We start from the raw sequence: 9,012 nt of genomic DNA, 5'->3' as shown, positions 1-9,012 counted from the left end.
TATGCCAACCGGTCAAAAGAAGACCAAAACCTGAACAGAGCCAACTCATAAACGAGGACTCTCAGGGCAGCAGGTCAAGCGCAACGCAATACAAATGGCAGGCGAAGTAACGTGGCATGGGCGCCAGCCTCATCGGCGAGATGAAGGCGATGGCTGAATGGCGGTTTTTCGGTTGGTCTGGGTTGCGTTTGCGCATGCGGCGAACATCCGCTTCCCACCCTCCTGTCGAAAAAACAACGTTATGCGCGTGCGGAAAATCAGCTCTTAAACATGGCCCGAGCGCCTTTCCAATCAGACTTTTCCCACTTCTTGCGGTGGCGGAAAGATCTTGGCCAATTAGCGGAGGTCCTGACTGTGGCGGCGAGGAGGAGTTCGTCATTTGCACCTCATGGACCACGCAATCGTAATCTCCTCAACCCGAGAATTAGTTTGAGGTGGCCAAATAGTATCTCTATCTTCTTTCCTCAACCGCACTGAAACGGCATGTTGCTTGGTCTTTGCGATATCGGGGGCGACCTGACGGGGCCGGCGAAGCGAGCGTATTCGGCACTGATCGAGTGCAGCCCTCCTTATTCTCCATTCCCGAGGATGAAGATGGCTTTGAAGTGGGCCCCGGACCATACAATCCCTGTCACAGTATCCGCGGAATGAATTCGTTCGGGGATGGGGGATTCATGGTATCACAAGCATCGTGCAAGAGAGCCGCTTTCGGCATTTGGATACGTTGACAATCTGGTAATTCCAGTTGAGCGTGGCAAAAGCTGTCACCATTAAGAACTCCGATAGCGGATCATTCATGCCAGGGAATTTCAAATGTCCTTTTCCAAGGCCACAGATCTTTTACGCGTTGCAGAGATGGCGATGGCCCGGTTCGACGGCATCGCGCTCCAAGATGTTTGCGCTGAATTCGGCTGCGATCACCGGACCGCGCAGCGCATGATGCGTGCATTCGAGGCGGTTTTTCCCCAAGTGGATATTTCAAACGATGCAGAAAGGCGCAGGCGCTGGCATATGCCGCGACACGATCCGCGCTGGCTGCGGGCACAGGGCATCAGCGACAGCGAATTGGCGGCGTTGGAAATGGCGGTCAAACGGGCCGAGCGGGACGGTGCACCGGACGATGCGGCACGGTTGCAAACACTTAAAGATCGCTTGCTGGCCGCCATGCCATCGAGCCAGGCACGCCGGACCGAGGCCGACGCAGAGGCCTTGCTGGAGGCACAGGGCTTCGCCTCTCGTCCCGGACCACGCGTTGTCTCTGATTTGCAGCTATTGGGCGTTCTGACAGAGGCATTGCGCGCTCCCTGGGAGTTGAAAATCCGCTATCTGGGGTCAAGCGACGAAGCGCCAAAGACAAGGCTGCTCGAACCGCACGGGTTGCTACTGGGCGTTCGCCGGTATTTGGTCGCACGGCCCTCCGATGGCGATAGACGCATGCGCCGCTTCCGACTGGATCGGATCGAAACAGCCGAAATCACATCAAACAGCTTCGCCCGGGATCCTGATTTCGACTTGTCTGGCTTTGCAGCGCAGTCATTCGGCTCGTTTCATTCAGAGGTCGAATTCGGACCTGTCACCTGGCGCTTCACGCCCGAGACTGCGGCGACTGCCCGCCAGTTTGTTTTCCATCCAAACCAAGAGATGACCGAAGAGGCCGATGGCTCGCTGACCGTGCAGTTCGCTGCGTCGGGCCATCTGGAGATGGCCTGGTACATTTACCAATGGGGGGATCAGGTCGAAGTTCTCGCACCTGGTCGTTTACGAGAGATGGTCGCGGCACACAGGCGCGCGGACTTTCCGGCGCTTCCGTAGTGATCACGACAGATTTTGTCACCCCACTCCCTCACACTGGGTGAACAGTTCACGACAAACAATTTTCGAGGAACGCCCAAACCATGCGCATCAATCCCCTCCTGACCCACAACGCGCAGACAGGCGCGGTGCGTCATGTAACCGACAATTTGCTGGCAGAAGTCTACCTGGCGCCGAAGGGCAAAGCACCGAACATCTCGGATTACCTGATCGGGCACACTGCACCTTGGGCACAGAGCTTTGCTGCAGCCCCGGAGGAGACCGCCCGCGCGGTGGAGAAAGGCCTGATCACAGTCGCCCGCGCGACCACACGCCTTGATCCAGAGGCGTTGACCCCATCAGCTTTGCCAGACGGGAGAGCGCGGTCCCATCTGACTGCGCTGCGCGATCTTTGGCGGGACGTTGAAACTCTTCCCGGCCCGCTCGCCATCTGGGCGCATGTGCTGCGCAGCCCAGCGTCGCAGGCGTTAGAGCCTTTACCGTTGCTTGACCCCACCCCCTGCCCCTTCGCCGATCCCGTTGAGGCCGCGCTGGCCGAGACACTGCAAGCCTATCACGGTGAAGCCCCGGCGTCTGCCTTGGCATCCTGGGCCCCGCGACACCCCACCCGCCAAAGCGCTGGCACGGGGTCTCTGGCGCAGATTCAGAACAACCTGGGCCGAGAGACAGAACCAGCGACACCGGATGACACGGTAACCTGTTATGGTCTGCGCGATCCACGAGAAGAAATGGACTTTGCCGCCGCCCGTGCCGTGCGGATGCTGGAGGACGGGATCGTCGCTGCTCCGCACCAGATCGGCCTGCTGGTCCCGGACGATCCCACCTATCAGATTGGGCTTGGCGACGCGTTTGACCGTGTCGGGCTGCCACTGTCGGGTTTGCCCGCAGAGCCCGTCTTGCGTGATGCAACAAGAGAGCTGCTGTCCCTTTTGCTGGCGCTGATGCAAGGACCGGCACCGCGCACAGCCATGGCATCACTTTATATTTCGCCACTCATGCCATGGCCGCCCGAGACAGGACGGCAAATGGCGCGTCAGGTGATCGATCGAGGGTGGTCGCGCACCGCCGCAGAGCTCGACGGTCCGGCGCGCGACGTTTTGGACGCGCTCCGACCGTGCACCACGCCCGAACAGCTTTTTGCGCGGCTCGGTGTCGTAGCTCGCGCCGCGCCTGATGCCGCGCTTCATTCCCGGATCGCCGAGCTGCGTGCCGTCACGCGTGAAATGCTTGATTGGCCACTGATGCGCACGCTGGTCGCACCGCAGGTCGTCGCAGCCTCGGGGCAGGAGCGCTTTGTCGAAGGCGTGTCGCTCTTCAAGGAAACCGCTTTGCCATGGCGGCCCGTGTCGCAGTTGATCGTTCTTGGGATGGCCGGAGCGCATTGGCCACACCTGCCCGGATCCGACCCGTTTTTTACCGAAGGCGAGGTAGCGCTGATCCGCACCACAACCGGGCTCGCTTTGCCCGGTCGGCGGAAAAAGCTGGCCCGTGGACTGGAGCTGTTTCGCCGTCAGCTCTGCGCTGCGACCGACGGGCTGACGCTGCTGATCCCCGCGATGGATTTGCGCGGTGACCGGCTATCGCCCTCGACCGGGCTGGCGCTGATTGCGCACATGCTGGGTGCGCAGGAGCCGTTTGATCTGCTGCAAGACATCCGCGCACAGCCGCAGGAGCGCTGGCCTGTCGCAACCCAAACACCCGAAGCCGTGCCGATGGGCGGCGCGCCGGAGCTGCCGGCCGATGGCATCATACATCTGAACCGTGGGCTGGGCACGCCGGATAAGCCTGGTCTCGATCTGCTACGCCTACGCGAGGATCCTATGGGCGGCCCGGTGCCGCAATCTCCCTCACGACTGGAAACGCTGCTTGTCAGTCCTTTGGCCTGGTTGCTTGACGAACTGGGCGCAAAGGATAGAACTTGGGCGCCCGAAGCGTTGGACGTGATGACGCTTGGCACAATCCTGCATCAAGTGTTGGAGGATAGCTTTCCCGAAGGTGCCCCGGTCCCCACCTTCACGTCCCTCGACAAGTCGATACCACAATCGCTTGATGCCGCGATCCGCCGTCATGCCTCTTGGCTGGCCGGACCGTCTTGGGACAATGAACGGCGCAGCTTGTTGAGAGAGGCACAGAATGTCTGCGCAGCTTGGGCAGGCTTTCTGACAGCGACAGGTGCTGAAGTCTTGCACAACGAAATCGCGCTGAAAGGCGATCACGGAGGTCTCTTGCTGCATGGCAAAGCGGATTGCCTGCTGCGTCTGCCGGATGGACGTATTCTTGTGGTCGATCACAAGCGATCCAGTTCCGGCAACCGGCGCGACCGGATGACCAAGGGATGGGATCTGCAGGTAGCCCTGTATCGCGCCATGTTGGAACGCCCCTCCGAGGAAACCGCCCTGACCCAGCTGGTGGCCGATGGTGCTGAGGTGATCACCGCCTATCATACAATGCTGGATTCCACGGTTCTGTCGGATGCCGCAGGCGGCGGGGTGCCACGCGTCGAGGCGGCGGGCGCGGATGCCTCTGCGCATGCCATGACCGAACTTGCTGAGTTGGTGGCACAGGTCGGCGCTGGCACCATACGCCTGAACCGCTCTGGCGATGCCAAGACCTTTGAGAAAGAACGCGGGATCAAGGCCTATGCGCTATCCGACAACGCCTTTGTCGCCGCCTTCATGATGCCCGAGGAGGACACGGAATGACCAATCTCTCTTTGGTTCCTGCCGGTGCAGGCGCGGGCAAGACCTATCACATCCAAAAGGAACTGGGCGCATGGGTCGAAAGCGGCGAAGTCGCCCCCGGCCGCATCCTTGCAGTAACTTTTACTGAGGCCGCCGCATCGGAACTACGTGAACGGGTGCGCGGTGAATTGATGACAAGAGGCCGCATTCATGACGCGCTTGAAATCGATCGAGCCTACATGGGCACGATCCATGCGCTCGGGCAGCGTGTTCTGACAGAACATGCCTTTGCCGCAGGTCGCTCGCCTGCCAGCCGTCTCTTGAGCGAGCCGGAACGCGACCTATTGATCCGGATGGAGATGGGCCGCTGCGAAGCACTGATTCCATTGATGGCCGATTTGTCCAAGTTCGGCTACGCATGGAATCCGTTGTCCGGTGCCAGTGCAGAAGACGGGTTTCGCGCCGATGTGCTGAAAACTGTAGACCTGATCCGGGGGCTTGGTGCGCGTGGCGCCTCGCCCGACATCCTGACCGCGGCGTTGGGTGCCTTAGATACAGGCTACGGACCCTGCGAGACTGACGGTGCCCTTTTGACCGACGCCCTCCATCGCGCCGTAACTGAGTTGCTTGACGCGTTTCCCGACAATATCGCAGCCCTGTTCAGCGGCAACAAATCCGCCGGCAAGGAATTCTCGGCCAACCATCGAGACTTGCGACGCGCTGCCCGCGACGGTGTCCTTGATGGCGACTGGGCGCTTTGGCAGAAACTGCGGCAACTGCGCCTGTCCAAACGAGGCGCCCCGACGCCGGGCGGATACGATACCCTGGCCGAAGCCGTAGTCGCAGCCGCCGGCGCCCTGCCTCGACTCCCGGGCCCGCTGGCCGATGCGCGTGGCAAGCTGACCTCCCTCGTGACCGGCGCGCAAGAGGTTCTTGAGGCCTACCAGGCCGCCAAACGTAACAGCGGGCTGATCGACTATGCCGACATGATTGTCGAGGCAGAGGAGCTGCTGCGCTCCCGCCCTGAGATCCTTGACGCAGTGCTCGGCGAAATCGACTGTGTGGTGATTGACGAGTTCCAAGACACCAACCCCGTGCAATTCGCTATGCTTTGGCGGCTGGCGCATCACGCAAAACGCGCGCTGATCGTCGGAGACACCAAACAATCGATCATGGGGTTTCAGGGCGCGGATGCCCGCCTGTCGGCGGCTTTGCAGGCCCGTCATCCAGACAAAGTCACGCCGCTATTTCGGAACTGGCGATCCGATCCGCGCATCATGGCGGTGGTCAATACGCTGGGCCCCGTGCTGTTTCCTGAGGGCTATGATCCCTTGACGCCTCAGCGCGACGAGACCGGGGTTACAGCGATGGAGGTTATGAACCTGCCCGGCGGAAGGACCGATACGACGCCGGATTGTATTGCAAACCGGATCTCCGATATTCTGGCCGACGGGACGGAGATCTATGACAAGACGCTCGACGCGTTACGCCCTGCCAAACCGACCGATATCGCGGTGCTGTGCTACACCCACGGAAAATCCAGTGCCGTCGCCGCGGCATTGGAAGCGCGGGGCCTGCCGGTGCGCATCCAGCAAGAAGGCTGGCTGACTGCGCCCGCGATGCGCGCCGCCCGGGCCGCTATGGCCTATGCCGCCGATCCGCAGGACCGCCATGCCGCGTTGACGTGGCTGACGCTTGGCCCGCCGCGCATGGGGTTGGAGGATGCGCTCAGGAACGCCGCAGACGGGGTGATCGACACCCACGACGCGCTGGATCCACTTCGCGCATTGAACGCCGACCTTGAGTTGCGAACCGTCGCCGATACGGTCGCGACGGTACTCCGGGTGAGCGGCCTGCATGAATGGGCCGCGGGTCTGGATGCACCCGCGCAGGCGCTGGCAGATCTCGCGCGGCTGGAAGCTGAGGCGCAGGAATTTGACCGAATGGCCCTTGATCTCCGCGTTGCCGCCGGGTTTCACGGGTGCGGGGTTCAGGTATTTCTGGGCTGGATCGTGGCCCAGATAGAGAAATCCTGGAACCACCATCCAGATCCCGACGGCTGGTCCGGGTCGGGCATCGAGATATGCACCTGGCATGCTGCCAAGGGCCGCGAATGGCCGATCACCGTGGTGGCGGGGCTTGACCAGAAGATCGCTGAACACCCGGGCACCTTGGGCGCCGAGTTCGAGGGGTTCGATGATCTCGACAAGGTTCTGGACCATGCCGGATTGCGCTATTTGCCAGATTTCGTGGCCCCCGAAACGCAGGCGGTCTTTGCCGAAGCGCAGCGCCCAGAGGACGAGCGCGAAGCAGCGCGAGAGCTTTACGTCGCGCTGACACGTGCCCGAGATCGGCTGGTCCTGGCCCTGCCGAAAGAAAAGAAAGCCCCCCGCGACTGCGCCGAACGCATGGTCGATCTGCTGCGCGACCGGGCCGGATTGGTGGCCGAAGAGGGAACCTTGTCGCTGTGTGGCACGGACTTCGCCGCGCACGTCTATGAGGGCATCCCTGAATTGCCCGAACGGCCTCAAGCGTCGGCAGTGCAAAGCCACGTCCGTTTTGGCAAGCCGCAGTCGGTAGTTGATGGTCCGCGCACAGCGTGGCGGCGCAACCCCTCTTCACTACAGGGCAGCACGCCGCAGGCACCGGCTGACTTGCACACACTGACGCTAAGCGCCGGTATTAAGGACAGCCTTAAAGATAACGCGGCGGAGCGCGGCACAGCATGGCATCTGGCACTGCGCGTTATGATGCAACGTCCAGACCTTGCAACGTCGCTGCCTGCCGCATCAGGGCTAAACGACAACACTCTACAAGAAATTGCAGCGCAGGCACGGGCCCTCGTCGATTGGCTTGCGGCGCAAGGTTATGACCAAATACATTTTGAACTGCCTCTTCAAGCGGTCGCCGCGGACGGCTCACAGATCAACGCCATCATCGACTGCCTCGCCGAGGGGCCGCATGGCTTGCTGATCGTCGATCACAAATCCGGACCCTGCCCCGATCCAACGGCGCGCTTTGCCACCTATCAGCCCCAGTTGATGGCCTATGCCGATCTGGTGCGCGCCCACTGGCGCGACAAGCCGCTGCAAGGGATTGCCATCAACTGGATGAGCGAAGGAGCACTTTCCATGTCCCATTCCACAATCAAGGAACCCGCCTGATGTCATTTCTTGCCTGGATCGATTTCGATCAGGCCGACCGCGACCGAACGCGCCGGATCATGGATCTTTTCGACAGCGAAGACAGCCGGGATGAACTGGGCCTTGGCTCGGTTAGGGATTCACTGGCAGACTTGATGTTTCCCGGAACCTCAACGATCCAGACACGCCTGCGATACATGCTGTTCGTGCCTTGGACCTACCGGATGGCCGGGGCCCAGACCGGCACGGCTGGCGCACGCCGGGACCGGGCGCGTGGGCTTGAAATTCGACTGATCGACGCGCTGGTTAAGGGCGGAGAGAAACAGAATGTCATCGGCAGCGAAGCCCGAGAAAAACTGAAACGCCTGCCCAGCGATGTCTATTGGGCAGGTCTGCTGACCCTTGGCATCCGCCGGTTTCAGGGAAGCCGCAACGCTTGTCTTGAGGCGACGCCGGGTGAGGCCTCTGCACTTTGGGCCGCGGGCCTGCCGCAACCACCTGACGGGTTTCTGGACTCTGCCAAGAGCACGGCACTGTTCACACTAACCTCTGAAGAAGCAGGCTTTTTACGCGATCGGCTGACGCAAGCGGCGCCTAACAGCCTTCTAACGCTATTGTCCCGCGAGGACAGCGCGCCGGACTGCGACATGATCTGGCAACATCCCAACCGCGCTGAGTGGCCCACCCGGATCGGCACTTTGGTCGATCATGCCGAACGGTTTTCGCGCCTGATGCTAGGGGCCTCTCTGCTCTACAATCTCATGCTGTCCGAAAGGGCAGCGGCCATGCAAGGCACCGAAGAGTCCTCCTGGCATGACCGGATCGAAACCTACACCGCCCGCATCGACGAATGGGCCGAAGAGACACCAGTGCAGGTCTTTGAGGGGTGGGATCTTCCTGATCTGTGGCTCTTGTCCCGCGACACCAGCCACGACGTCAAGTCGCACAGCCGTCGCTTCATCGAAACTTGGCGAGGCATTGTCACGCGAACCAAAGGCCGCGTTCATGAAGATGCCGAAGCCCGCACACTTGTCCGAAATCGAGAGGTATTCCTGAAGCGTGCAAAGTCCCGTTTCCGCAATGACGGAGCGCTGATGCGCTGGAGTGGGGCCTCTGGCACGACCCAGATGAATTATCGCTGGCGACCCGTAGTTTCGAACCACATAAAGGATCTTGTAGATGCCGGATAGAGCCGCCCTCGACCCCGAGAACCGCGCGCTCTATGGGGAAATCCTGCGCGCTCCGGCAGGTTACGAGCTGGATGTTGCATTGGCGACAACCTACACGCTTGATTTCGAAACCGCGCTCGTGATCCCGGCGACGCTGGCCTTTCATGCGGCAGAGACCCGACAGCAAACACTCGACACGCCACTGGC

At 61.2% G+C, this 9,012-nt stretch carries 5 protein-coding genes and 1 pseudogene; 4 read left to right on the top strand and 2 right to left on the bottom strand.

Annotation, left to right across the window (positions count from 1 at the left end; translation table 11 throughout):
• Nucleotides 1-61: 61 nt before the first annotated feature.
• On the bottom strand, nucleotides 62-196 hold the full coding sequence (locus tag FOY53_RS24005) for a hypothetical protein (protein ID WP_281289594.1): 135 nt from the start codon (nucleotides 194-196) through the stop codon (nucleotides 62-64).
• A 95-nt stretch (nucleotides 197-291) separates the two neighbouring features.
• Nucleotides 292-522: pseudogene (locus tag FOY53_RS18750) on the bottom strand (IS5/IS1182 family transposase); the annotation flags it as partial.
• A 291-nt stretch (nucleotides 523-813) separates the two neighbouring features.
• On the opposite strand from FOY53_RS18750, the gene FOY53_RS18745 reads away from it, so the two are divergent.
• The 4 genes from FOY53_RS18745 (at nucleotide 814) to FOY53_RS18730 (ending at nucleotide 8,826) form a co-directional block, all read left to right on the top strand.
• A complete protein-coding gene (locus FOY53_RS18745; protein WP_146591723.1) occupies nucleotides 814-1,812 on the top strand; it encodes a helix-turn-helix transcriptional regulator in 999 nt (332 codons plus the stop codon).
• A gap of 83 nt (nucleotides 1,813-1,895) precedes the next feature.
• Nucleotides 1,896-4,514, top strand: coding sequence for a PD-(D/E)XK nuclease family protein (locus tag FOY53_RS18740; protein ID WP_146591721.1), 2,619 nt, complete (start codon nucleotides 1,896-1,898; stop codon nucleotides 4,512-4,514).
• Nucleotides 4,511-7,657, top strand: a complete 3,147-nt coding sequence (locus tag FOY53_RS18735) for a UvrD-helicase domain-containing protein (RefSeq protein ID WP_146591719.1) — start codon at nucleotides 4,511-4,513, stop codon at nucleotides 7,655-7,657. The genes FOY53_RS18740 and FOY53_RS18735 overlap by 4 nt, the downstream gene beginning before the upstream one ends.
• Entirely contained in the window at nucleotides 7,657-8,826 is a 1,170-nt protein-coding gene (locus FOY53_RS18730) for a DUF6361 family protein (protein ID WP_146591717.1), read from the top strand. Before FOY53_RS18735 ends, FOY53_RS18730 begins: the two co-directional genes overlap by 1 nt.
• Nucleotides 8,827-9,012: the final 186 nt, after the last annotated feature.

This window comes from Puniceibacterium confluentis (assembly GCF_007923445.1).
GTDB lineage: Bacteria > Pseudomonadota > Alphaproteobacteria > Rhodobacterales > Rhodobacteraceae > Puniceibacterium > Puniceibacterium confluentis.
The sequence above is the reverse complement of the archived record's forward strand: the minus strand, read 5'-3'. Positions and strand labels throughout refer to the sequence as shown.